The organism is Emticicia aquatica (assembly GCF_923079645.1).
Lineage (GTDB): Bacteria > Bacteroidota > Bacteroidia > Cytophagales > Spirosomataceae > Emticicia > Emticicia aquatica.
The window spans coordinates 339,729-366,075 of sequence record NZ_CAKLPY010000002.1 but is presented as its reverse complement, the minus strand read 5'-3'; the positions used below and the strand labels follow the sequence as shown (position 1 = coordinate 366,075).

22 protein-coding genes are annotated in these 26,347 nt (G+C 35.4%); 7 read left to right on the top strand and 15 right to left on the bottom strand.

All coding sequences use genetic code 11. The features are described from left to right. Nucleotides 1-8: 8 nt before the first annotated feature. The gene (locus MJQ71_RS11270) at nucleotides 9-533 is read right to left on the bottom strand and encodes an NADPH-dependent FMN reductase (protein ID WP_238806719.1); all 525 of its coding nucleotides are present in this window, start codon (nucleotides 531-533) and stop codon (nucleotides 9-11) included. 117 nt (nucleotides 534-650) lie between these two features. On the opposite strand from MJQ71_RS11270, the gene MJQ71_RS11265 reads away from it, so the two are divergent. From MJQ71_RS11265 to MJQ71_RS11250, 4 genes are all read left to right on the top strand, one after another. Beyond that, nucleotides 651-935, top strand: a complete 285-nt coding sequence (locus MJQ71_RS11265) for a DUF3817 domain-containing protein (protein WP_238806718.1) — start codon at nucleotides 651-653, stop codon at nucleotides 933-935. Nucleotides 936-1,230: 295 nt separating this feature from the next. Next, nucleotides 1,231-1,920, top strand: a complete 690-nt coding sequence (locus MJQ71_RS11260; protein ID WP_238806717.1) for a pirin family protein — start codon at nucleotides 1,231-1,233, stop codon at nucleotides 1,918-1,920. Nucleotides 1,921-2,098: 178 nt separating this feature from the next. Further along, on the top strand, nucleotides 2,099-2,452 hold the full coding sequence (locus tag MJQ71_RS11255; protein ID WP_238806716.1) for a hypothetical protein: 354 nt from the start codon (nucleotides 2,099-2,101) through the stop codon (nucleotides 2,450-2,452). Nucleotides 2,453-2,491: 39 nt separating this feature from the next. Then, nucleotides 2,492-3,226, top strand: coding sequence for a dioxygenase family protein (locus tag MJQ71_RS11250; protein ID WP_238806715.1), 735 nt, complete (start codon nucleotides 2,492-2,494; stop codon nucleotides 3,224-3,226). A 60-nt stretch (nucleotides 3,227-3,286) separates the two neighbouring features. On the opposite strand, the gene MJQ71_RS11245 is transcribed toward MJQ71_RS11250, so the two are convergent. After that, nucleotides 3,287-7,993: a translocation/assembly module TamB domain-containing protein gene (locus MJQ71_RS11245; RefSeq protein ID WP_238806714.1), complete on the bottom strand. Its 4,707-nt coding sequence runs from the start codon at nucleotides 7,991-7,993 to the stop codon at nucleotides 3,287-3,289. Between the two features lie 102 nt (nucleotides 7,994-8,095). Here MJQ71_RS11245 and tsaD point away from each other — a divergent pair, with 102 nt between their 5' ends. Continuing rightward, the gene (gene tsaD / locus MJQ71_RS11240; protein WP_238806713.1) at nucleotides 8,096-9,094 is read left to right on the top strand and encodes a tRNA (adenosine(37)-N6)-threonylcarbamoyltransferase complex transferase subunit TsaD; all 999 of its coding nucleotides are present in this window, start codon (nucleotides 8,096-8,098) and stop codon (nucleotides 9,092-9,094) included. A gap of 54 nt (nucleotides 9,095-9,148) precedes the next feature. Here tsaD and mtgA read toward each other — a convergent pair whose 3' ends face one another. The 3 genes from mtgA to MJQ71_RS11225 form a co-directional block, all read right to left on the bottom strand. Beyond that, the gene (gene mtgA, locus MJQ71_RS11235) at nucleotides 9,149-9,937 is read right to left on the bottom strand and encodes a monofunctional biosynthetic peptidoglycan transglycosylase (RefSeq protein WP_238806712.1); all 789 of its coding nucleotides are present in this window, start codon (nucleotides 9,935-9,937) and stop codon (nucleotides 9,149-9,151) included. 94 nt (nucleotides 9,938-10,031) lie between these two features. Next, complete coding sequence (locus MJQ71_RS11230; RefSeq protein WP_238806711.1) at nucleotides 10,032-10,916, bottom strand: sterol desaturase family protein; 885 nt, start codon at nucleotides 10,914-10,916, stop codon at nucleotides 10,032-10,034. 155 nt (nucleotides 10,917-11,071) lie between these two features. Further along, complete coding sequence (locus MJQ71_RS11225; RefSeq protein WP_238806710.1) at nucleotides 11,072-11,647, bottom strand: DUF2911 domain-containing protein; 576 nt, start codon at nucleotides 11,645-11,647, stop codon at nucleotides 11,072-11,074. Between the two features lie 150 nt (nucleotides 11,648-11,797). Between MJQ71_RS11225 and MJQ71_RS11220 the strand changes: the two genes are divergently transcribed. Further along, nucleotides 11,798-11,953, top strand: a complete 156-nt coding sequence (locus MJQ71_RS11220; protein WP_238806709.1) for a hypothetical protein — start codon at nucleotides 11,798-11,800, stop codon at nucleotides 11,951-11,953. A 155-nt stretch (nucleotides 11,954-12,108) separates the two neighbouring features. Here MJQ71_RS11220 and MJQ71_RS11215 read toward each other — a convergent pair whose 3' ends face one another. From MJQ71_RS11215 to MJQ71_RS11205, 3 genes are read right to left on the bottom strand one after another with little or no spacing between them, the layout of a single operon-like run. After that, a complete protein-coding gene (locus MJQ71_RS11215) occupies nucleotides 12,109-13,383 on the bottom strand; it encodes an ADP-ribosylglycohydrolase family protein (protein ID WP_238806708.1) in 1,275 nt (424 codons plus the stop codon). Then, nucleotides 13,380-14,354, bottom strand: a complete 975-nt coding sequence (locus MJQ71_RS11210; RefSeq protein WP_238806707.1) for a phosphotransferase — start codon at nucleotides 14,352-14,354, stop codon at nucleotides 13,380-13,382. The genes MJQ71_RS11215 and MJQ71_RS11210 overlap by 4 nt, the downstream gene beginning before the upstream one ends. A 37-nt stretch (nucleotides 14,355-14,391) precedes the next feature. Then, complete coding sequence (locus MJQ71_RS11205; RefSeq protein WP_238806706.1) at nucleotides 14,392-16,593, bottom strand: alpha-galactosidase; 2,202 nt, start codon at nucleotides 16,591-16,593, stop codon at nucleotides 14,392-14,394. Nucleotides 16,594-16,606: 13 nt separating this feature from the next. Here MJQ71_RS11205 and MJQ71_RS11200 point away from each other — a divergent pair, with 13 nt between their 5' ends. Further along, entirely contained in the window at nucleotides 16,607-17,839 is a 1,233-nt protein-coding gene (locus tag MJQ71_RS11200; RefSeq protein ID WP_238806705.1) for a DEAD/DEAH box helicase, read from the top strand. A 57-nt stretch (nucleotides 17,840-17,896) separates the two neighbouring features. Here MJQ71_RS11200 and MJQ71_RS11195 read toward each other — a convergent pair whose 3' ends face one another. The 7 genes from MJQ71_RS11195 to MJQ71_RS11165 all read right to left on the bottom strand — a co-directional run bounded on the left by MJQ71_RS11195 (nucleotide 17,897) and on the right by MJQ71_RS11165 (nucleotide 26,307). After that, on the bottom strand, nucleotides 17,897-18,787 hold the full coding sequence (locus MJQ71_RS11195) for a hydroxypyruvate isomerase family protein (RefSeq protein ID WP_238806704.1): 891 nt from the start codon (nucleotides 18,785-18,787) through the stop codon (nucleotides 17,897-17,899). 150 nt (nucleotides 18,788-18,937) lie between these two features. After that, nucleotides 18,938-21,592, bottom strand: a complete 2,655-nt coding sequence (locus tag MJQ71_RS11190; protein WP_238806703.1) for a c-type cytochrome — start codon at nucleotides 21,590-21,592, stop codon at nucleotides 18,938-18,940. Nucleotides 21,593-21,964: 372 nt separating this feature from the next. After that, a complete protein-coding gene (locus tag MJQ71_RS11185; protein WP_238806702.1) occupies nucleotides 21,965-22,918 on the bottom strand; it encodes a 2-hydroxyacid dehydrogenase in 954 nt (317 codons plus the stop codon). Between the two features lie 49 nt (nucleotides 22,919-22,967). Continuing rightward, complete coding sequence (locus tag MJQ71_RS11180; protein ID WP_238806701.1) at nucleotides 22,968-23,453, bottom strand: VOC family protein; 486 nt, start codon at nucleotides 23,451-23,453, stop codon at nucleotides 22,968-22,970. Between the two features lie 29 nt (nucleotides 23,454-23,482). Next, nucleotides 23,483-24,163, bottom strand: coding sequence for a hypothetical protein (locus MJQ71_RS11175; protein ID WP_238806700.1), 681 nt, complete (start codon nucleotides 24,161-24,163; stop codon nucleotides 23,483-23,485). A 10-nt stretch (nucleotides 24,164-24,173) separates the two neighbouring features. Next, nucleotides 24,174-25,340 (bottom strand): mandelate racemase/muconate lactonizing enzyme family protein, encoded by a 1,167-nt coding sequence (locus MJQ71_RS11170; RefSeq protein ID WP_238806699.1) that lies wholly within the window; start codon nucleotides 25,338-25,340, stop codon nucleotides 24,174-24,176. 82 nt (nucleotides 25,341-25,422) lie between these two features. Continuing rightward, nucleotides 25,423-26,307 (bottom strand): sugar phosphate isomerase/epimerase family protein, encoded by an 885-nt coding sequence (locus MJQ71_RS11165; protein WP_238806698.1) that lies wholly within the window; start codon nucleotides 26,305-26,307, stop codon nucleotides 25,423-25,425. Nucleotides 26,308-26,347 lie beyond the last annotated feature (40 nt).

The window sequence follows — 26,347 nt, the reverse complement described above, 5'->3', positions numbered from 1 at the left end:
GTTTTATTTCAAAAAGCTACCAAAGCTTTTGCTTGTTTTTCGATAAAATTGCGGTAAACATCAAACGTAAATTCTTCGCCATTAAAATGAGCCTTCATGTTGCCTAATTTCATTCTCAAACCGAGTACGTCGGTTCCCATATAACTCAAAATATCGTTGAGATGCCCCAAACCGACTGCATTTCCTAAAACACCCGCCGAAATACCCACTAGAGCCGCTTTTTTATTATTGAAACTGTCTGGATAACGAAGTCCATCAAAAAAAGTTTTTAAAACTCCAGGAAACGAACCGTTATATTCAGGTACAATAAAGACAAATTTTTGCGTTTCATCAATAATTTTTTGAAAAGAATTGAAATCTTGATTTTTGCCCGAATTATGGTACAAAGCTGAGAAGGTAAAATCTTCTGGAAGGTCGGCCAAATCAATAATTTGACTCTCTTGACCTAGTATTTTTAATAAATTTTGATAGTAGATTCCGACTTTTCTCGAAACTGAATTGTGGCGATTCGTGCCTATAATTATGCCAATCATTACTGTTTTTTATATTGTTCCTTTTTTAGCTAACAAAAAATAAAATAAATTGTTCATTAATAAAAAAAAGCTTTCACCTCTTTTTTATCTTGTATCTTTGCTGAAAATCACTGTTTTATGCTCAAAACCACTTTAGGAAAATTTAGAGTAATTGCCTTTTTAGAAGGTTGTTCTTTTATACTTTTTGGCATAACTATGCCGCTTAAATATATGTTAGGTATGCCAAAACCTAATTATTTTGTAGGTATGGCTCACGGTTTACTTTTCATCAGTTACGTGGTGCTTTTGGGTTTAGTTGTAATTCAGTATAAGTGGTCATTTAAAAAAGCCATTTTAGCATTTTTAGCGTCTTTCGTGCCATTTGGTACATTTTATGCCGACAAAAAGTTGTTTCGTGAATAGTTTTTACTATTGCTTAAAGGAAATACGTCAAACTGTTATCATCTAAAACCTTTTATAAACGAACTTTTTATTACCGGAAATCGCAAGATACAGCAACTAAACGTAGTAGAAAGTTCGTCTTAGTTATACAATCGTGCTGATTTACTTTTGTATGAAATAGCTATGATCGATATTCCAAACATTGAAGATTTGGATGATAGAATCGTATTTTCATAATTGTAACACTCGAAATGCTACGTAATAATCTAGAAAGTTTATGGTAAAAAACTTTTTTAAAAATTTCAAGAAGGAAAATATGACACAAACTGAAGCAATAATTTATTTATCCGAACAACGAGGATGCACTGAGTTTGAAGAATTTCGTAGTTTTCATACTTTTAATTTTGACAGCTATTTCAATGAAAATAAAGCTAATTTTGGCAGATTATGGGTTTGTAATGATAATACACTAGCTGCTGGGAAAAGCATAAAAAGGAAAATTGAAAAAAATAGCGAAGTTTGGATTTTGCCACTAATTGGTGGTATTGAGTTGAAAAACAAGGATGGTTATGACGATTTTTTTGAAGCAGGGAAGGTGTTGTATTTTTCAGCCTTAAAAGGAGTGGAGTATGAAATAATAAATCCCTATGATTCTGAATTAATTAATTATTTGGAAATCTGGATTGAAAAGGGAAATATTGTTTCTTCAGAAATTGAACAAATCAATATTGATATTGAAAAGAAGAATGAGCTTTTGCCAATATTTTCTACTGAAAAACAAGGTGCTTTTATCTATTTTGGGAAATTTGATGGAAGAAAAGACTATACTTTTATACTTAAAAATCCAACAAATACCATTTTTGCTTTTGTTATTGAAGGTGCTTTTGAATTTCAAAATCGGCTTCTTCATCCACGAGATGGGTTGGCACTTTGGCACGTAAAAGAAGTTGATTTTGAAGCACTTTCAAATGAAGCAATGATTTTACTTCTTGAAATCCCTACTTAATAGTTCAAATTTACCACAAAAATATATCTTCTATTTTTATTCTACATTCACAAACAACTTTTTTGATTGTTGTTTCGTCTTTCAATATAATTAACCGAAAATGTGTTATTCACTTAAATAAAAATTATGCAGAACCTTTCCGATAATAATTTTTCAATAAACCAAATACCTCAATTATATGAAAAAAGTAATCGGAACGCTGATTTTCTATTTGTCAATAACAGTTATTGTAGCTTGCTCAGAAGGTACCGTTGCTCCTGGAACTACAGTTACGACTATCACTCCAAATGCAGATGGAAAAATTACATTTGAATCTGTAAATCCAATTTTTATAGCGAGTTGTTCGGGTTCGAGTTGTCATTCGAGTCGAGAAAAACCGCTATTTGTTAGTAACTATTCAACTGCTAAAGCAAATGGGTCGCTAATCGTGTCAGAGGTTGTAAGTAAAAAAATGCCTGAAAATGGAAGTTTAACAGCCACCGAAATCGCTGCAATAAAGCAATGGCAAACCGATGGTTTTCTAGAAGAATAATATATAAACCTAAGCAAAATTTAAAATTAATTTAGTCAAATGAAAAGAGAAGAATTTTTAAAACGAGGATTAGGCTCGCTAGGACTATTTGCCGTTATTCCTGCTTTAACTGCTTGTTTAAAAGATGAAGTTAATGCTAGTACAAACACAACAACGAGTACTGTAACTTCTGACCCTACAACTACGCCTTCAAGTTGTAGCGTTACAAATTCTGAAACAGAAGGGCCTTTCCCTACAAAATCTCCAGCCGATTATGTTATTCAAAATATCGTATCCGACCGCAAAGGAACACCTTTAACAGTCAAAATTTATATTCGAAATGTAAATGATAGTTGTGCAATTATTAAAGATGCTATTGTAGATATTTGGCATTGTGATGCCGCTGGTTTATATTCAGAATATGGTGGAACAGGTATGCAAAGTGTGAATTTGACTTCTGTACATTTTTTGAGAGGTCGTCAATCAACCGATGCAAATGGCATGGCAGCTTGGACGAGTATCTATCCTGGTTGGTATTCGGGTAGAGCACCGCACATTCATGTGCACGTTTATAATAGTGCTGGAAAATCATTGCTTGTTACTCAAATTGCATTTCCAGAAGATGTAAGTAAGACCGTATATGCACAAGGGGTTTATGCGAGTCATGGACAAGCAGATACATCAAATGCGAAGGACAATGTATTTGGAGATGGCGTTACTAATGAAATGTCAACAGTTACAGGAAATACAACTGACGGATATGTACTGACGCATACGATTTTTGTGAAAGGATAATTTTGGAAAAAAATGGGTGTGAGTGCAATACAGTTTTTATAAGTATTGTACTCACTTTTTTTATGGTTTTGCTTGACTAACTAATTTTGGTTCAGGCTTTTTTGCCGAAATCCCCATGGGCAATTCTTTGATTTCCTTACGCTTGAAAATTGTATTGAAGCTGCGTGTATGTTGTAAACTAACACCATTCACAGAAACGTTACTATTGAAGTTATAATAATAATTCGGAACATTACGGCTGTATGCTTTCAACCTCCACGAACCATCTTGATTGAGTAGCCACTCAACCTCACCGCCATAGAAATAGTTATTGGCTGTTTGTCCTTGATTCTGTAAAATGGTATTGTTTACGCTAATTTTGACATTATTACCAAATTTGTAAGAAAAATTGACTTGCATGTTATTAAGTAAATTCTGACGAACATTTCCTAAGTTTCCAAGTTGAACACCCACTTCTAAATTAGGGTCAATTTTTGATGCGATGTTTCCTAATTGATTTGTTAGAATTCCGCTGACATTATCAAGTAAAAGCTGAGAATCAAGAGCATCTTTAAAACTATTATCTGAGAAAAGTCGATTTAAAGCCGTAATTCCAACAAAATTATTGTTCAAAAGCTGTTCGTCATCGTGCAAGCGTTGTTCAAAAGCAATGACTTGTGGCTGAAGATTGAGTGGAATTCGACGTTGATTGAACTTAATGTTAAACTTTGTAGTAGGTTTCATTAGCTTTTCGGTGAGCATAATATAAGCAACCACAGGATACAAAGTGTTAAGTTCAGAAGCATTGGTTGCACTACTAACAATACCGTTCAATGATACATTTGCTGTATAACTAGCGTTAATATTAATATCCGCATCGTAAGGGTCTCCCGTCCATAAAATTCGACTTCCTTCGGCAATGTCAAATTTTCTTAATTTTGAAATATTTTGTAAGCTAAAATCATATTTTCCACTTTTTATCGTGTAAGGGCCTGACATAGTAAAACCACCCCTTGTGTCATAATCAATACTAATATTTCCGTTGCCAATAGCGTTGAGTTGGTCTTGGTTATTTCGGTCAAAAATTACGATACATTCGGCATCGGGTGTAATTGTAAAATTGAAAGCCATTTTTAATCCGCCTTCACTTCGCACAACGGTATCCTTTTTTATCGCTGAATCTTTGATTTTTTCAGTGTTTTTACTTACAAATTTGATTCCTTGTTCTTCCGTATTGACCGTTGTTTCTCCATCAAGAGGAATCGTAATTCTAGTGCCTTTTTTACTGGTCAAATCGGCCGAAATATTTACATTCTTGAAGTCACCCGTAATATGCAAATCGCCCGTAGTAATGCCTGTTCCATAAAAACTTTCATTGTCTTTAATGCCTGTATTCATGATTTTAAATCCATCACGACCTCTCATATACGCATGAATCCCCAACATAAAATTACCTCCACCACCATTAAAAATACCACCTTCTAACTCGGCTATATTTCCATTTTGTTGGGCATCACGTACTTTAAAACCTTTTGCAGCTACAAATCCTTCTTCGTTGAAATTGAGTTGGTCATCAAAATACAGATATGAATTTAAGGCATTGATGCGTAACATTCCTTTTTCAAAATCTACGCCTCCTCTGATAATTGGGTCGTTGACTGTTCCTCTCACAGTGAGTGTTCCGCTGGCGTAGCCTCCAATATTAGAGAAAATATCATCAACAAATGATTGGAAAATTTCCAAGTTTGTTTTCTTTAAAGTAGCTTTCAAATTAAGTGGATTATGGTCGTTTTTGGGGTCATAAGTTCCAGAAATTCGAAAAATCTCATTGTTTATCCGCACAATATTGCCGTTAATATTAAGCCTTTGTTTGAGATTATCCCAAAGTGCCTCGCTTGCAACTGTGCCAATTAAAATATTTTTATAAATCAGTTCATCAATACCTAAATTACTTGTTACAACAGCATCATTGTAAACGTCTCTGAGTGTTAGTTTTCCATTGACAATTCCTTTCAAATCAAGGTCTGAAAGTGGTTTCAATGTTTGTAAATCAAAATCACGAATATCAATAAATGATTCGGCGGTCGAATCTTCCGAGAATGAACCGTTCAAGGCAATACTTTGATTTTGGTTGGAAAGAGCCACATCTTGGAAGCAAACATCGCTTTGATTGACATTAATCAAATTGTTTTTTCCTAAAAGCCATTGGCTTCCTAAAAGGTCGAGTTTAGTGTTTTTTGGATTGAAAGTAATGTCAAGTCCTTCTGAGAGAAAAGCTAGTTTGCCGAAAATTTGAGCTTTATTTTTGCTATTTTGTTGTTTAATTCTACCATCAAATTCAATGACATTTCCTTGCCCCCACATACCCGCAACTTCTATTTTTTCGGTCGGCGTCATATCGCCTAATTTTTGTGTTGCCGAATTAAAAATCAACGATGTCAAAATTTTGGGAGAAGTTGATTCTTTGGAAGTATTGAAGTCTATATCATTGCCATAAAATGCTAAAGTTCCGTAGCGAAGCGTATCAATTTTGCCTGATAAAGATAATTCAGCGGTATTTCTGATGTTGAGATTTCCACTCAATTCTGTACCATGAGAAATGTATAAATCGGGGTAAAAATATGCAAAGAATGGCTCTGATTTTTTGAAGGTAACTTTATAATCTAAAGCGTATTTATTAACTAAATCTGCATAAGGACGTTGAGCATAATATGCTAAGCGAGTTTGCTCTTTGTCATAAAAATATTGAGTATATTCTTTAGACAAGCGAGTGATGTCAGAAATGACTCGACTTGGGGTGAATTTTCCTGACACATCAACATTGAAAAACTCAGATAATAGACTAATTTTTCGGGAATTGTTGACTAACGAAGATGTTAAGAAAAGAGAGTCAATACCTAATTGACGTTTGTCGTATTGTAAAACAGCATTTAAAAGTTTAGCTTCGCCAAGCCAATTATCCAACTCATTTCCTTGAAAATTAAGACTAATTTCAGACCGTAACTTAACGTCGTTTTTTGAATAACCTAGTGGTTTTAGATTCGCATTTTGTAGAATTCCGTGAATATCAAATTTGTTAAGAGCTTTGGCAAAATCAACTTTTCCACTCACGTTAAAGGCCAGATTTGTATCTTTAACACTTACTTTCCCAGCAAAAAGCGATTGATTCATACTACCATCAACAAAAATATTTTTGTAATTGTATCCATTAAAGTCGATGTGATTTACTTTTCCATCAAAATCTAAAGAAGCATCTTTGATGGTGAAACCTTTGCCAAGAATTTTACCTGAAAATGATAATTTTTGTAAGATTTCAGATTCATCTACTAATTTGCCTAAATCAAAGTTTTCAACAGTAATTGAGCCATCATAACTTGGTAATGAAGCATTGTTTGGAATCTTCATTTTGATGTTTCCTGCCAAATTTCCCATCGAAGATTTAAAACTAGCATCTGTTATAAAATCATTATAGACTCCCTTGAAATTTCCTGCAAAATTTACCACACCAAACTTATAAACTTGCGATAAATACAAAGAATCTCCCACATATTGACGAGCATCTTGGGCATCAATTTGCGACGAACGCCAGACCAAATCCATGTCGGCTTTTCTTAAATCGGGCAAATGTTTGAACGCAATATCGCCATCGAGAAGACTATTTTTTCCAAATTTTAATTTAAAATCTTTTACCTTAAAATTGTGAACAGTCCCCTTAAAATCTCCGTTAAGTAGGTATTTTTCTCGATAAGCATACATATCGGTTGCAAATCGACCGAGGTCTTGGGCATCAATTTCACAATCCTTCAAATTTCCGTCGATTACAACTTTTTCATTAAAATCCCCAAAATCTCTGGGTGTATCATAGTTGAAAATAACAGAATTTTTTAGCGTTGAATTATTGATTTTTGCATACAAATCATTCAGCCGCATTGATTTACGTGAATAAAAGAAATTCGTATTTAATTGGTTAATAGTCAGGTCGCTACGGCGTTCAACGCCTTGCATATTTTTCAACCCAAACGTAATTGTATCGCCTAAAATGAAGAAATTTTTGAGATTACCATGTAAATCATTGACAGTAAAATTATTATAGTCAAATTCGTCTTTCGGAAAACGTGCTTTTTGCGGGTCAGCTAGGGTAAAAGTTCCATCTTGAATATAGGCTTCATCAATCGTAAAAGGTGTGTTATGTTCGCCTTTAAGTCGATTTGTGGTATCAGTTGATGCCGTCAATTCTTCAATTTTTGCAATCCATTTATCAATATTCAGGTCGCCATCAGGTTCATAAATGAGCTTTACTCTCGGACTTCTAATCATCACATAGTCGAGATTATTATCGAAAGTTAAAATTTTTTCCCAATTGAACGCGAAATTTGTTTTGCAATTGACATAAAGTTCTTTTACAAAAATCATTTCTCTGCCTTTTTGGTCATAAATTGTAATGTTTTCGAGTGTTATCTCATCAAACCACGTCATTCGTGCCTTTTCAATTTTTACTTTTGAACCTAACTTTTTAGACAATAATTCGGTTGCTTTTTGTAACGAACTTGTTTGAAATTGTGGCAATTGCATGGCGTAAAAAACCAAGCCTAAACCAAGTAAAAGTATAATTAGTAGTGTAGAAATGGCTCTTTTTGAGTAGTAAGCAAGTACTAAACTGAATAGTAAAAGGGCAATTAGGATGAATAAAGTTTTGGGTACAGGGGAAAACACCAACAAGCCGCTCATCATCGTAACGACGATGAGAGAAATAAGCGTGATGATGAATATTTTTAAAACTTTACCCATTTTGCAGGACAAGTTTGTGGCTTGCCTCTTTCAATTTATTTGAATACAATTTCGGAAATAGTGTTAATTTTGTTCTTTAAAACAGATATTAACGAGTAAATTTTGAACATTTTAGCAATCGAATCTTCGTGCGACGATACGTCGGCTGCCGTTATTTCTAACGGTAAAATCGGCTCCAACATTGTGGCTGGACAACTAATTCATGAACTTTACGGTGGGGTTGTACCCGAACTTGCTTCCCGTGCTCATCAGCAAAACATTGTTAGAGTTGTTGAAAAAGCCCTAAAAGTTGCGAATATAACAAAAAATGAGCTAAATGCCATAGCTTTTACTCGTGGACCTGGACTTTTAGGTTCATTACTTGTCGGAACTTCTTTTGCTAAAGCAATGGCCTTGGCGTTGGAGATTCCGTTGATTGAAGTTAACCACATGCAAGCTCATGTTTTGGCTCATTTTATTGATGACCCAAAACCCACTTTTCCGTTCCTTTGTTTGACGGTAAGTGGCGGTCATACTCAAATTGTACTTATCAAAGATTATGCAACAATGGAGGTTTTAGGAGAAACCCAAGATGATGCTGTTGGCGAAGCATTTGATAAGACTGCAAAATTATTAGGTTTGCCATATCCAGGTGGGCCATTGGTTGATAAATATGCTCAATTAGGTAATCCATTAGCTTACGAATTTCCACTTTCTGAAATGCCGCAGTATCAGTTTTCATTCAGTGGGATAAAGACTTCAATATTGTATTTTTTAAAGAAACGAGTGACTGAGAATCCAAACTTTATTGCTGAAAATTTGAATGATATTTGTGCGAGTGTACAACATACTTTGGTGCGAATGGTGCTACAAAAACTACGCAAGGCGGCTCGTGAATTGAATATTAAAGAAGTTGCCATTGCAGGCGGAGTTTCGGCTAATTCGGGATTGAGAAAAACTTTACATGAAATGGGTGAAAAGGAAAATTGGCATGTATATATTCCAGATTTTCAGTATTGTACTGATAATGCAGGAATGATTGCAATCGCGGCACATTTTAAATCGTTAAAAGGCGATTTCTCAAACCAAGAAGTAAGTCCGCTACCAAGAATGGAATGGTAAAAACAAAAATAAAGCACAGCAGAATTTTTGTTCAAAATCCTGCTGTGCTTATCACTAAAAACTTCTTAAATCTTTGATATATGCTACGCCACCTAAAGCCCTCATTTGTCGAGCAATTTGGGAGGTTCGACGATTCACGTAAGGTCCTGGTTTGGCAGCTGACCATTTAATAGGGCTTGGTAAAACTGCAGCAATACGAGCCGCTTGTTGACGATTGATGTTTTGGGCAGATGTTCCAAAAAAACGTTTAGATGCTTCTTCAACTCCAAAAGTCATATAGCCCATTTCTGCAACGTTGAGATACACTTCTAAAATTCGTTCTTTTCCCCAAATAAGTTCTATCAAAACTGTGAAGTAAGCTTCGAGAGCTTTTCTTATATAACTTCTTGATTGCCAAAGAAATACATTTTTTGCCACTTGTTGCGAAAGTGTACTTGCTCCACGCAATTTTTTGCCTTTTCTATTTCTATCAAAAGCATTGCCCATTGCTTCAAAATCAAAGCCGAAATGGTCAGGATAAAGTTGGTCTTCTGCGGCAACAACTGCCAAAGGAGCTTCTTTTGACATGTTTTCGTAGGAAACCCAATCGTAATAAATTTCGCTATCTTTTCCTTCGGCAATCGCTTCCATTTTGCGGGAAATCATGGTGGAAGTAATCGGAACGGGTACAAATTTGTAAAGTACAACCAAGCCAATTGAAATGGCAAGGAAATATAAAGTAAGTTTGATTAGCCAAGATTTGATTTTACTTTTCAATTTGCTTGATTTTTTTTGAGTATTATCGGTTGATTTATTATTTTTTGCTCGAAAAGTGTTTTTCTTATCGCTACTGTCTTTCTTCATTTTCTGCTTAGTATTTCTCACAAAAGTCGGAAAGATTTTTGTTTCAAACAAACCATTTAAAACAGGAATTAAATAATAATTTGATATTTAGGAATCATTTTTTACTAAATATTTTCTGAAAAGGTCGAATGTTTTGTCCAATAAAATCTTGAGGAAAATGCTCTTCATCGGGTAATCCAACAGGCAAATTTTCATCATTCGATGGCCAATAATTCGTCTTGAAAATATAATCCCAAATACTCAAAGTAATGCCATAATTAAAACCATTTGGGTGTGAATCAGGCATATATTTAGCATGATGCCAAAGGTGCATTTGTGGACCATTGAGCAAATATTTTAATGGTCCAAGTTTGATATTTAGATTCGCATGACCAAGTTGACCAGTCACTAAAGTAAAAATATGTACGATGAAAAAATCAGTAATGCCGAAACCAACCATCGCTAATGGAATATATTCAAGACTGCGATAAATGATATTTTCCATCCAATGATAACGCAAAAGAGCAGCAAAACCCATTTGTTCGGTGCTATGATGCACTTTATGAAATTCCCACATCCAACCAACATTGTGTAGAAGTCGATGAATTGCCCATTGCATAAAATCACGCATCACGAAAATAATAAGGATTTTCGACCAAAAAGGTAAATAACCAATGTTGATAGCAACAATATTTGTAATGCCAAAAAGTCCAAGAAAATCATTGAAGGCTTGTACCGCTATCATCGAAAGAGCATTGTACGCAATGAGTGAAAATAGAAAATAATTCCAAAAAAGATAAAAAATGTCTAGCCAGAAATGTTCTCGAATCTGTGGTTGGTTTTTTCGCCAAGGAAATTTAATTTCTAGTAGCCAGATTGCGAGTGAAGCCCCAATCAACCAATAAAAATAATTGTGCCAACTTGGATTTAGCATTTCATTGATGAAATAGTTAAAATAGCCCGAATACGCTCCTTGAATTATCTTAAAATATTTTTCCATTTTAAATATTTATTAAAAAAAAGCCGAGTCTTCATTTTGGAAGTCTCGGCTTGAAATTGACCGACTATTTTTCTACATAAACTAAAAACTTGATTGATTAGTTTAGTAGTTTTTATGAGTAAATCGCTATTTGCTTCGCTCGAATATTAAATTTCTTAGAATGAAATTGGTAATTCAACTAAAGTAGAATCCCACGCCATTTTCATAATTGTTTCTTTATCGCCTCCTTTGACGCATTGAATAGAGAAATTTTCGACAATTTCCTCAGTCTTTTTTACAGGAATATTTACTCTCAACAAATCATTTGCTGCATTGTAACTATACGCTCCCCAAAAGTCTAAATCTTTGTTTAAAATAATTGTCCATTCCGTAGCGGTTGGAATGGCAAAAAGAGAATAAGTGCCAGCTTTTACTTTTTTGCCTTGAATTGTTACATCTTGATAAAATTTTATCTCGGTCGATTCATTTGCTCCAACACGCCAAACTTCTCCATAAGGTACAATCTTCGTTCCAAAGATTTCACGCTCTTTTTTAGCAGGACGGCTGTAAGTTACTCGCACAATTGCTGGCATATTGCCGATGAGTTGTGGAGCAAATTTGCGATCATGAGCAAAATTGTCTGGATAATAAGCCATATCCATTGGGCTTTTGTCAATTCCTCTCAATTTTTGTGCTTGAGATTGGATGACTAAAAAGCCAAATACGCAAATAAATAGCAATGTTTTTTTCATGGTTATTGATTGAATAAATTATGTTTTGGCAAATTTAATCAATCGTGCATAATAAGCGATTTATTATGCACGAATATTCTATTAATTTATAAAACTTGCTTAATTTTGAATTATTCTAATAGAAAATTTAATATTTTTAATTAATCTAATATGATTCAGGTGAAAAGATTTTTGTATTTAGTTTGTTGCGGTGCTATTTTAAGTTTGTTATATGCTTGTGCTGGAACGGAGCAAACACAGACTTTTAATCCAAAATTCAAGCTTTTAGAAGCCGACAAAATCAAAGCAGCCGCTCAATACAGTTGAAGATATAAAAGCCAAAAATACTTGTCTGAAATTAGGTAAAAGAGCTCGTTTTTTTGTCAAACGTATTAAACCTGGCGATGATGAATATGCTTCTGAGCATATTGTTGAGTTTGAGAAATAAAAAAATGGGTTCGCTTTTTGGGGTGAACCCATTTTTATTGTTGTTGAAGAATTTTTGTTGTTAATTTTTGAGCTAAAAGCTCAAAATCTACATCTAATTGCTCTTTACCTACTTTTATGACCTTGATTTTCATTTCTTTGGGTAATTTTTCATACCCATAAAATGCTCCTAAGATTCCACCAGCAACAGCAGATGTTGTATCATTATCTCTGCCTAAATTCACCAAAAAAGCCATTGTCTTTTCGAAATCAAAATCGCAGAATATCAGAGCAGTAAGTACTTGTAAATGTATTTCACCCGCATGAAAAGGCATATCTTGATTTTTTGCATCGAGTAGTTCAAAAGCTTTAAACATCTGAGAAATGTACAAACCATCGGCTTTTAGATGTTTGGGCTTTGGGTGTTTTGCATTAATTTCAGTGACTGCTTTTGCTTGTTTCACAATGCCTAAAGCATCACGCAGAATTCTATATGAGGTACGTCCAACCAAACGACTCTTAAAAAAACCTTCGGGGTCAGTACTTCTTAAAACACCCAAGACTGATTCTTTGGTAGCATTCTTATTCATTGACGCCGCTGTCATGGCAGCTACCAATCCACTAATATCACGAGCATAACCAATATCAAAAATACTTATTTTATAAGTTTCTTTGTATGCCTTCAGAGGATTTACAGGATAAAATACTCCGATTGCAGGAGCGTACAACATTCCGCCACAGACCATTTCACCACCATAAAAGCGACTGAGAGCGTTTTGGTAGGCAATATAATTTTTATCAACGAAAGGTTTTGCTACGATAGCCCATTCTTGTAACCAAGCCATTTTGCGACTATTTTCTTCATAAGGCTCGGGTGAAAAATCATCTATTTTCTTGAAATTATCAATATCACTTTTGTATTTTTGAACAATAAAACTCCCAAAATCATCAGCTTTCAAATCAGAATTTTGTGTAAGTAAAAACTCAGTAGTTAACTTTTTCCAGCGAGAGTCATCAGTGGTGCCACCAGCTGGTAAATTAATTTTCCAAGTTCCTTCGGGAGAAGGTTCACGTACCATCGAATCAAGCTTATCAACGAAGCCATATTCAAGTTGAATAGCATCTCTAGACCACATTTCTGTTGGAGCTCCCATTGAATCTCCAATGCCAGAACCAACGAGCATACCCAGCACTTTATCGTACAACTCTGCTTCGGTCATATTAAGTTTTGGTACGGATTTTTGCTCAAAATCTATTTTTTCCTCATTCGTATTTTTACAAGAAAATGCATTTATGACTATTAAAAAGACTAAAATTGCGTTTTTTTTCATGCTAAAATTAAGTTTTGTGCTTCGTAACACAGTGATTCTTTTTCATCTAAATTCAACTCTAAAGGCAATTGTGCTAAACCAATGATGCGGCGTAAAATTTCACAACCGATATAAGCATTTAATAGTTTTGAGTCTATCGAATGAGCGTACTTTTCTAATACTTTGTTGATTAATTCAGAAGGTTGTTGAGCCATTTTTAGATGAGCAATCATTACACCTAAGTCAAATTCACGGTCTCCACAAAATGCAAATTCAGGATCAATAATTTTGGGTTTGTCACCAACTTTTAACCAGCTACCAAAGTAAAAATCACCATGTAACAAATATTTTCCGTTGGATAAATATCTTTTATTGATAGCTGAAATAGCTTTTTTTAAGGTTTCATTGGTTTTGAAATGGTTCGCTAACACTTGTAAACCTTCTTGAATCAACTCCAAATTAAATCCATTTTCAACCAAAAAAGGATAATTATACAGATGTTCCGCATTTAGGTTTTTCATGCCCGAATTATCAATAAAATTTACAGGTTCAATATCATGAAGTGCATTTAGATAAGTAACAAATTGCAGTAAATCAGCCTCGTTAATTACCATATCTCGTTTGTAGAGAAAGGAATAGTCTGAACCTTTCCCGAGGTCTTCCATGAGCATCAAATGATTGGTTTTATCAACTATCAAAACTTTTGGACTAAACGAAGCCATTGTTTGATTGGATGCAATTTGTTGATAATAAGCATCTTCCACAAAAATACGTTCGATTGGAGCAGCTATTTGAGGATATTTTTGCACATAAGCACGAGATTGCTTTACAATTATACTTCTTGCGTTGGTTGTAAGTCGAAATACAAAATTCATGTTTCCTTCGCCTGCCTTTTCATAAGAAATAATTGTTTCATTAGGAGATAGCCAGCCCGCATTTCTAAAAAAACTTTCGGTATTCAAATCAAAATTTTCGTTGAGTTCAAGTGCCATTATGGTCAATTGTTATGTTTATTTTTAAATGTAATATTTATTCCAAAACCAACCATGAGAATCCTTCTGCTGGAATTTTTACCTCAATTTCCGCCTCATAAGTTCGGTTAAGTACATAACTTTTGCTTTTGCCTTCTTTTTCACGAATCAAAACCTTATCGGAAAGTCCTGTGTAATAAAGTGGTAAACTTATTTTTCGAGTAATGACTTCTTTTAATGGATTGTAGAGTATCACAAAGCCTTTTTCTTTTAGATTTGGATTTACGTGCATGATTCCATCCCAATCTCTCCCATCTGGTCGGCGAAGGTGAACAATATCAGAGTTTAGAATTTGTCGATATTTTTTATACCAATCAATCGTTTTTTTGACGATTTGTTTGGTTTCTTCGGTGTCATAGAGACGTGGACCTCGATAGCAAGCTTGTACACCAGCACCATAATATTGCACCATTAGTTGTTCATAATCTTTCAAATGTTCGCTCAAAGGCTCTAAAACAGCTTCTGCTCCACCACCTTGATATTTTGTCAATGGTACAAAACCCCAGCTCATCGAAGGTGTTTTTTCCCAAGTACCATCAAAAATATTTTGCCGATTTAATATTTTTTGCTGTTCACGAGAAAGTGAAAAGTTAACTTCACGATACCCTAAACCAATTTTGTGCGAACCATCCAAAAAATACCAATCTGGAGCATTAATATAAACTCCACGCTCATTGAGCCAACGATAAAAACCTTTTTGCATTTCCATTTGCTGCCACTGTGAGTCTTCCAAACCTTTATGACCAGGATGCGTAGTTGAAGCACACACATCTCCTGGATATGGACCATCGTGTTCAAGTAAGTCAAAACCTGTTTCTGAAATAAATTTTCGTAGGTTTTGCAAATATTCAATGCCCCAACGACTGGCTAAACAGGGAGCATTTCCGAAAAAAGCACCTTTATCGGGCAGGCCAGTTTTTGGGTCAATTACATCGTTTTCATCATCAATTCTACGGCTACTGAAAAGCGAATATCCGCCCAATTTGATGCCTTTACTATGGGCATAATCTGCCAATTCTTTATATTTTTGAATGTTTGATGAACTTGCATCTTCCATGTTTAAACCACTCCCAAAACTCAAAATTACCATTTCGTATCCTGTTTCGGCACATTGGTCAATAGTTGCTTTTACTTTCACAGGGTCAGTACTTACGAGGTGCATGAAAATCGGATTTTGAGTCGTATATGGAAAAAGTGTGGCATACATTCGTCGCCGAGCAAGTCCATTTCGTTCTCGGTCGTAAGAGTCCAACAACAACTCATAACTGCGAATCGACTTGTATGATTGCTTTGGTAATAGTTCAAAACCAATCCCAAAACTAGGGTAAACTTCCAGTACACAAGGGGTTTGATAATTATAATTGACCTGCGAAGTATAACTCGAATCGACCTTCCAATGAGTAGCTTGGTCGGACAATTCATAACGCATGGCATTGTTGAATGCGTAGTTGTTTTCGATATAAATACGTTGAGGTTTTTTCATTTGCTCTGGACTTCCCACAACAGCCGATTCTTCTTCAGGAGTTGCCAAAATTTCATTGACTAATTGGTTGATTTTCAATGATTTATCGCTATTGTTTTCAACACTGACCCATTTGCAAATCGTAGGGATATTGTCAAAAACTTCGTAATGAATCGCAACTAAAACTCCTTTTAATTCTGGTAAACTTGATTCAAAAATAAGCTCTAATTCTATGCCTTTTGGATTTTGCGTATTTGATGCCCAATTATTACTTTTGAAATTTACGTGAGGAGTTAAAGTATTGATTTTGAGGGATTTATATTGAAAATCAATGTCGTTTGCTTGAAGTTTGTCTATCCATTCCGTCAATAAATAAGCGTGTTCTTTTTGTCCATATAATCCGCCAATGTTATAAGTTTTTCCATTCAAAACGATACGAGCTTCTGGTCTAATCGACCTTACAAACTGTTCGTTGGTTCGTAGATTTTTAAAATCAACAGTTGCGGCGTTGGGAGATAAATGTATTTGACGTTTCAATAAACCATTTGACATAACGATGTCTTTTCCACCGTTGGTTTGATAAATATCAGCAAAAAAATTGTTTTTAGTAATGAGCCAATCTGGTGATGATTTATCTTCTTTTTGATTAATTTCTTGATAAATAGGTAGTTGAGAGATTTTTATGCTTTGAGCAAAAATGATATTTAAAGAAAAAAAATAAAGAAAAAAGGTTTTCATAGTACATTATTGGTTGATAGAAGTTGAAGGCTTGGTAAATTTAGCGTTTACAAGGCAAAAAGCCAACGTTTTGCGTAAAAACACATCATTGCATATTATTCCGTACCTTTGTGTTTCAAATAATACAAGAATAGTTTTGGAAACATTTAAACAACTCGGCGTTTCGGAAAATTTAGTGAAGGCTTTGACCGAAATGAAAATTACGAAACCAACCGAAATTCAAGAAAAAGCAATTCCGTTTTTGCTTAAAAATACGTCTGATTTTATCGGACAAGCACAAACAGGTACTGGAAAAACGATTGCTTTCGGCATACCTTTATTACAAAAAATCAAACCGAATGATAATCAAATTCAAGCTTTGATTTTATCGCCAACGAGAGAGCTTTGTCAACAAATTGCTAAACAATTATTTAAGCTAACAAAACACACTGAAAAGGTTTTTGTAGAAGCTGTTTTTGGTGGCGAACGCATTGATATTCAGATTAGAAATTTGCAACGCCCCACGCAAATTGTGGTAGCAACGCCAGGACGTTTGATTGATTTATTGCAAAAAGAAGCCATTGATTTGACGCACGTAAAAACCATTGTTTTAGACGAAGCTGATGAAATGTTGAGCATGGGTTTTAAAGATGATTTGGATACAATTTTGGGCAAAATCCATAAAAATAGTAATACTTGGCTTTTCTCGGCAACGCTCCCTGATGAGTTACAGAGGCTGATTCTAAAATATATGTCGCCTGATTTACAAACCATTCAAGTCAGCAAAACTGAGGTGGTGAATGGGTTGATTGAACACCAGTTTTTTATTTGTGAAATTACTCAAAAATTTGACTATTTAGTGCAATTTCTTCAATCGCAAGGTGCGGCAAGAGGAATTGTTTTTTGTCGAACAAAAGCTGATGCTCAAGTAGTTACAAGAAAACTCGAAGCAAAGAAATTTGCCGTTGATGCCATTCATGGAGATTTAGAACAGCGTGACCGTGACAAAGTTATGCGTGCTTTTAAAAATAAAAAATTACAGATTTTGGTGGCAACAGATATTGCAGCAAGAGGAATTGATGTGGAGGGTTTGGCTTATGTGGCACATTATCAATTGCCCGACCAAATGGAATATTATACCCATCGAAGTGGTCGTACGGCTCGTGCAGGAAAACGAGGAATTTCAATCAGTTTTGTGACAAAAGATGATTTGAAAATGATTAATCAAATCGAGAAAACTTTGAAAATAAAGTTTACCAAGATTTAGCGTTTTAGAAGAAAAAAGGTTAATCATTTGATTAACCTTTTTTTGTAGAAGATATTTTTAAGCAATATCACAAATCGTAACGCCTTGTTTTAGTGAAGCAATGGCATCAGGGCGTTTTGGTATAAATTCTTGACCAACAAAACCTTTATATCCAGTTTCAACGATTGCTCTCATAATGGCTGGATAATTGAGTTCTTGCGTATCGTCAATTTCGTTACGGCCAGGAACGCCACCAGTATGATAATGTGAGAAATACTTATTATACTTTTTAATTGTTGCAATTACGTCTCCTTCCATGATTTGCATGTGGTAAATATCATAAAGCAGTTTGAATTTATCAGAACCTACTTTATCGCATAAAGCAACGCCCCATTTCGTTAGGTCACACATATAATCAGGGTGATTTACCTTGCTATTGAGCAATTCCATTGTCATGGTTATACCATATTTTTCTGCTGAAGGCATCAATCTTTTTAAGCCAATGGCACAATTTTCAAGACCTTGCTCATCAGACATTCCTCTTCTATTTCCTGAAAAACAAATAACTTTGTCTAAACCAGCAGCTTTTAATTTTGGAAAAATATCTTCGTAACTTGCCACGAGTTCATCGTGCAATTTCAAATCATTAAAACCATCGTTGATTCCTTTGCCAGCTCCCCAAGGCATTGCACAAGTTAAACCGTATTTTTTCAAAATAGGCCATTCGTCTGGACCTTGAAGTTCAATTGATTTAATACCCATCTTTACAGCTTCTTGACAAAGCTCTTCTAAAGGAATTTTGTTGTAACACCAACGGCAAGCAGAATGATTGATTTTGCCGTTTAGTTCAGCTCCGAGTACTTTTTGGTTGGCAGCAAAGGCTTCGCTGAAAGTAATTGGGGCTGAAACGATAGCCGCACCGCCTAAAATATTTTTTAGTGCCGAACGACGAGATGAATTCGTATTCATGTTTTTGTTAGTTTTTGGTTGAATAACAAAGAGAAAAAACGTTTTCTCTAAATTAAGTCGGGAAATTTAATAAAATTGTTTGGTTATACCTTCCTGTAAAGTATTATAAATATTTTGGTTTGATGTCATTTTTTTAAGACCCATTTATTACTATTTTTTTGCCTCAAAAATTGGATGATTCTCTTTGCCACCAGCCATTAAATAAGCAACCAAATCTTTTAATTCTTCTTCATTTAACGAATTGATAAGCCCTGGAAGCATCGTTGAAACTGCTGAAAGTTTGCTCGAAGCTACATTTTTCTTAGGAATTTTTATCAAAACTTCTGGCGAATAGGGGTTTTGAGAAACAAAATAAGTGTCTTGGTCTTCATTGGTTAATCGACCGACAATACTTTGACCGTTTTTGAGCTGAAACTGCGTTGCTGCATATTGGTCAGAAATAGTTTTGCTTGGGTCAATGATTGCTTCAAGCATATCTTTTTTGCTAAAACGAGTAGCTAATTGAGTTAAATCTGGTCCAATATTTCCGCCTTCGCCTTGCATACTGTGGCAGCGACTGCATGTAACTGCGGCATACATAGATTTTCCTTGTTTGAAGTTTCTGTTACTTAATTCAGCTTCAAAAAGTTTAGTTGTTTCTGCAAGTTTCCAATCTTTGCCTGGGCCTTTCGGATAATCACTTTCAGCAATATCAATGCCCGATTTTGTCAATAATTCGCCTCCTGACAGTTTATCGTAATAGGCTACTTTATTGGCAGGAACATTTTTAAGAGCCATTTTACGGGCTTTGTCGATAAAGCCAATGTAACTCAATCCGCCACGATAATTAAACGCACTTCTAAACCATTTGAAATAACGCTCGTGTAAGGCTGGAGTCCAGTTTGTTTTGGCTTGGCTCAAAACAGTGGCATAATAAGTTTGTTGAGCTGGTGGCACTTTTTCGAGCATTTTGGCAATATCCAAACCATATTGTGGGTTTCGCATAATCAAATCAGCCGATGAAGTAGCTGTTTGTCCACCTGCAATTTCGCCTGGAATTTCTTTTGTTTCTAGTAAATTCAAGGTTTTAATTAAAGCATTAGGAGCTTCCAAATAAACTAAAATTTTACTCAATGCTCGGTTTAAATCGTTTGTATTTGCAGGATAATTTGGGTCAAGATGAGCCACAACTTTAGCTTTTGTAGCAGCATCGGGTTTTCCCATTCTTAAAAACACCAATTCGTAAGCTCGCAATAAATCTAATTGTTGAGATTCTGTAAGTGATTTATAATTGACTGATAATAAGGATTTTAGAATATTTTTTTTCTGTTCAGGTTTTGAATGTCTAACTAATGCAATCATAGCATTGGTCAAAATAACTGGGTCTTTTTCTGCTAATGCTTTGGCTTGCCATTCACTAACAGGCTGGTGTTCAACCGCCAAACGAGCGGCATAACGAACAAAACGGTCAGGATTATTAAGATTTGCCCAAGCAACATTTATCGCTTCTGCATTTGGCTCACCATGAAATTTCTCCAAACTTCTACGAAGTAAATTTTCTTTGTTAATGGCAGTTGCAGCCGCAACATTTGTATTTTCTGTACCATTATAATAAACCCGATAAAGGTCTGATTCTAAGCGACGTCCGCCCGTTAGGAAATATAATGCACCATCAGGGCCAATAGCACCATCGGTTAATGGTAGGGGCATTCCAGATAAAAATTCTTCTCGTTCGGCAGTGTATGTTGAGCCAGAAGGTTTGAGATGAACTGCGTGAATAATCCCAAAACTCCAGTCGAATGCCAATAGTGTTTGCTTATATTTAGCAGGAAATTTGGCGTCTTTCAAATAAAGTAAATTAGTTGGCGAACCTTGTCCGATATTAAGCACAGGTGGAAGATTATCTGGAAAAGTGGGCGACCATTTTCCAGTACCGATTCGCCAGCCAAATTCGCCACCACTTGTTACGTGGCAAATTCGAGTTGGACGATACCAAGGCAAACCAAAATCCCATTCCATGTCTGAGTCGTAGGTAAACAAATCGCCTGCTTCATTGAAAGTAATATCAAACGGATTTCTGAACCCAGCAGCAACCATTTCCCAGCGTTTTCCAGTAGAATCTACATTTGCGACCCATCCTGCAGGTACTTTCGGATAATCATCATGTCCACGTGGGTCTTTGATCAAAGGCAATAAATTATCATTTTGACCAACATTTGGCAGGCGATAAGCATCCATTGCTGGTGGAGTTGTGAAATTTCCTGCAACAACATAAATAGATTTTTTATCGGGTGATAAAATAACACTGTGTGGGCCGTGTTCGCCATCTCCTTTTAGCTCTTTTAATAGGGTAAGTTTGTCAAATTGGTCGTCACCGTCGGTATCTTGCAAACGGTATAAACCACTGGTTTTAGGCAACGTTTTGCTTGGATAATTATTAACTACGATATATAGACTATTGAAGGCATAAAGTAAACCTTGAGCTGCTCCAATTGCTGTTGTATCATTTCCAATCTTGAGTTTTTCGATGATGGGTTTGGTCGAACCTGAGTTAATTGCTGGAATTTTTAAACGATACAAAAAACCATATTGGTCTGATGTAATCATTCGTCCTTTGTTATCAAAAGTCATCGAAACCCATGAGCCTTGTCCATTTTCGGAAGGGCTATAAAGGTGTTCGGCTTTGAAGCCTTCTTGAAGTTTGAGTTTATCAATTTTAGGGTTTTCAGCCAGAGGCGACTGTTTTAATTGTGTGTAGGATGCTCCAACAAGTAACAGCCCAGTTACCGCAGTAATTAGTTGAATAGTTTTAGATTGAAATTTCATTTTTGTTTAAATTGATTAGGTTGAATGAAGGCTAATGGGTAATTTTTGTTAGTAAATGCCTTTAAAAATATGACCGTAATGTTATATTAAGCAGGCGTTTTAACTTAACAAATATTGTTTATTTCTTTCATAGAAATTGATAAACAATATGAATGTGGTTTTTAAAACTGAATTTTTACCACAAATATTAAAAGTTGGAATATCGTTCTATTAAACTTAACCAATAACTATTATAAAAATGATGTTTTTTTATCTTTTTTGGTGGGAATGTAGTCAAAATGTATAAAAACCGAGACAGGATGCCCAATAAATCAAGATTTTACAAGTCAAAATAATGTATTTAAACTTGATTTTATTTTATACTATCATTCTCTAAAGTTCATTTCGATTAAAAATGCTTTCCATTTGTGGTTGTTGTTCGTTCAGAATAGCTAATACATTTTTGACCGTTGAAACACACATATTGGTATAAGTTGTGGTTGTTAGACTACCTACGTGTGGAGTAATAAGGGTATTGGGATGGATCATTAATGGGTCATTGGCACTTGGTGGAGTTGCCATTGGAACATCGGCCCCATAGCCTGCGATTGTTTTATTATTTAAGGCTTCGAGTAGAGCATCTTGGTCAACAATTATTGCTCTTGCTGTATTGATTAAAATAGCGTTTGGTTTCATCAATGCCAAAGCTTTTTTGTCAATCAGTTGTTTAGTTTCGGTAACCAAAGGCAGGTGAATACTGATAATATCTGATTGACGAAGCACTTCTTCAAAAGTCAAAAACTCGTAAGGAGACTCAACTTTGCTACGATTCCAGTAAACTACTTTCATACCAAAAGCGTCAGCTATTTTAGCCACTTTTTTACCGATATTTCCTAAACCTAAAATTCCTAAAGTTTTTCCGTTAATTTCATCACCTTCATATTGATTTCGCCAATTCCAATTACTAGATTTTACTTCATTGATGGCATTATAAAGGTTTCGTTGAAGCATTAATATCAACGAAATTGTATGTTCAGCAATCGTTGATGCATTTGAACCTGGTGCATTAACGACCTTTATTTTACGAGCTGTTGCTTCCTTTACGTTAAGGTTGTCAAGTCCAACTCCGCAACGAGCAGCTACTTTTAAATCAGGACAAGCATCCATCAATTGTAGATTTACTTGCCCTTTTCCACGCGTAATAACCGCATCAATTGAATTTTCGGATAAAATGTCTGTTAAAGATTGTTCGCCATAAGCAGTAAAAATCTGAATATTTTGGGATTCAGCTAAAAGCTGATAAGCTTCGTCGGCAATGGTTTCTAAAAGAAGAACGTTTTTTTTCATGTTTATTGAATGTGGCAAAGTTAGACTTGATACTTTGCCACTTTATGCCTTAATTATGATACAAAGTTGCTTCTTTTGATTTATAACCTCTAAAATCATTTCTTCCTGAAACATAAATTCCTGCTTGAAAATATTCATCTTCAAAAATAGCAGGGTCGATATAACTTCCTGGAGCACATGAAAGTTCGAGTAAGTTTCCCGAAGGGTCACGGACAAACATTTGAATGGGGCCATCAGGCAATTGGCGAACTTTTCCCCACGGCGAAGTATCAATAACACCGAGCTCTTTCATCCTGAAAAATATGGCATTGATGTCATCAACTTGAATACAGATGTGACCACGAAATGAAAAAACATCATCCCATTCGGTTAAGTGTAGCTGTTGAGTTTCGTTAAATTTGAAGAATGCCGTTGGGTAATCGAAAAGAAAGGCGGGAATGGGTTCTAGCCCTAATTCTTTTTCGTAAAATTCGCAAGCTTTTTCCAAATCACTTACAATTAGTGCGATGTGATTTACTCCTAATGCTTTTGCCATAGTTTTATTGGTTTAAAAGAGAATAGATACTAAACTTTTGATTGAATAAATTTTTGAGTTTTAAGTACTCCTTCAACAAATAGAATTTTGGAAAGATAGCTCAAACTCATAATCCAAAGATAATCGTAGGCAGTTCTAACAATAAAACCACCAATAACTGATAATATATTTGACGTAACGATAACTATAATACTGATTGAAATAGCAATGTCAATGCCTTTTCTGAACAAACCGTAAATAGCCATAAGGCTTTGTTGAACCATGATTATCAACACCAAACACTGCATTAGCGTTGTAAATACTGGAAAAGCTATATAAATAAATCCAATTGCTGTTATCAGAATCAAGCTAATTCTCCATGAATCATTTTTGTTGTTATAACCCACATCTCTATTTAATTTCGACAAGATAAAAAGGGTGATTTGTAACTCAATGATATAAATGATGGTTATAACATTAAAATTTTCAACATTTTTATTAAATAGATAACTTGACCAAAGGCCAATAAATGTAATGGCTAATGATAATAATAAAAGCTTATCTAGGATTTCAAGTTTATGTTTTCTATTTTCATAGTAATAATAAGCGAGTAAGGGTGTTTCTAATGCTTTGAAAATCCAAACAAGCCAAAATTTACCACTCAACTGGCCGTAAATTTCAAGAGCGACCATGATGAAATAAACTAAGAAAACATATTTTTTTTCAATCATTCGCTTTAATTTATACCTTTTGCTTAAATTCTTTCACAAAATCCCAATTGGGAGTTAATCCTAATCCTGGAGATTTTGGAGCATCAATCATACCATCAATCGCTTCAATTTTTTCATTTACTAAATCATACATCATCGGATTTCCACCCAACGAAAATTCTATAATCGTAGCAGCAGGAGCAGCAAAAGCTACATTTACACCAGCCATAAACGAAAATGCCGAACCCCAACAATGTGGTGCGAGTTCGAGTTGATAGGTGTGAGCCAAATGTGCTACCCGCATTGCTTCTGTGATTCCGCCAATGATTGCTGAGTCTGGTTGTACAATATCTAATGCTCGAACTTCAATTAAATCTCGTACATCAAAAGCCGTATATTCGCTTTCACCCGCAGCAATTGGAATTGAAGTTGAGGCTCTTACTTCAGCCGTTCCGTGGCGATTATCAGGACTAATTGGTTCTTCAAACCAATACAAATTACAATCTTCAACGCCTCTACAAAATTGTTTGGCTTCTGGAACGCTGAATGTTCCGTGGGCATCAGTCATTAATTTGATATCATCGCCCAAAGCTTCACGGGCGGCACGCACTCGCTTGATACTTTCTTTGACTGTTAAATCCATAATACCCACACGCATTTTTACACCTTGAAAACCTTTGGAAACGTAGCTCAAAAGCTGTTCGCCAATTTTATCAGCTTTTGCCCAACCACCGCTGGCGTAAGCAGGCATTTTGTCACGGCAAGTACCGCCCAAAAGCTCAACAACTGGTACGCCCAATGCTTTTCCTTTTAAGTCCCAAAGAGCTGTATCAACGCCACTCATAGCGGAAACGGTTAAGCCTCGACGCCCTAAAATCGGAAATTTCCGTCCTCTTGAAAGTGCGTAGTGGTCACGAGTGCCATTGTAAATATGTTCCCAAATACGAGAAATATGTCTAGCATCTTTGCCAATTAATAATGGTTTTATTTCATTTTCGACACAAGTGACAATGGAAGCACATTCGCCCGATGAACCAACCGCAGCTTTGGCTTCTCCAAAACCTTGGAGACCAGATTCGGTCGTTATGACTACGAGTGTCATGTCAAAATTGGTCAGAAGACCATAATCTGAAAAATGTTGTTTTTCTTTTGGTATTGGACAACGAAGCCAGAATGCTTCAACGTTTGTTATTTTCATAAGTACTATTTCTTGCTCATAAAATACTATTTTGGAGCAATGTTTTCTAAAACAATTATATCTTAAAATTGATATTCAACGCTTAAATCAATGGCCGTAAAGTTTCCACTGATTTTCGAGTAAGCATAGCATAGAATTCTTCGGTAACGGCTGAACTGCCGTGGTCTTCCAAAAACTTCTTTTGTTCTGGACTTAATCCTTCAGGATTTGTTTCGATTGAATTAGGATAAGGATTAGCAGGTGTTCGGTCTAAAGGTGAGCAAAACTCAACAGAAAGCACTTTGTCGTAGCCTATTTCCTGCAAAGTTTCAATAATTTTTGGCCAGTTGATTGTTCCCATTCCAGGAGCCATGCGGTTATTATCTGCTACATGGAAACCAACCAAACGCCCTTTAGCTCTGAGAATAGCATCATAAGTATTGTCTTCTTCAATGTTCATGTGAAAAGTATCCAAACAAACACCACAATTAGGGCCAGTTGCTTTTGCTAGTGCCAAAGCTTGGTCTCCACGATTGATAAAATAGGTTTCAAAACGATTGATTGGCTCAATTCCAAGCTGAATTCCGACGCTTTCCGAATATTCGTAGATTTCTTGCATTCCTTCAACAGCCCATTGCCATTCTTCATCAGGACGGCCATCAGGGATGATTTTGCCAACAGTGGCAGGTACAACAGATACCATCGAGCCATCCAATTCTTTTACCATTCGCACAACATCTTTTACATATTGTACTGATTTGGCACGTTGGTTTTTATCTTTTGCAAGAAGATTTCGGTCTTCGAGCATGAGTGTTACCGAACCCCAGCAACCCATGCCATAATCTTTGAGCAATTGATTTACTTTTTTAGTATCGTAAAGTTCGGGTGAACCTTGAATTTCGATTTTTTCGTAGCCTAATTGTGCAATTCTTTTAACGGTTTGTTCGATAGGCTCTGCCCGCATCCAATTATGAATTGAAAGTTCCATTGTGAAGTTTTGAGGTTGAATAATTTAAGCAGAATTTAGG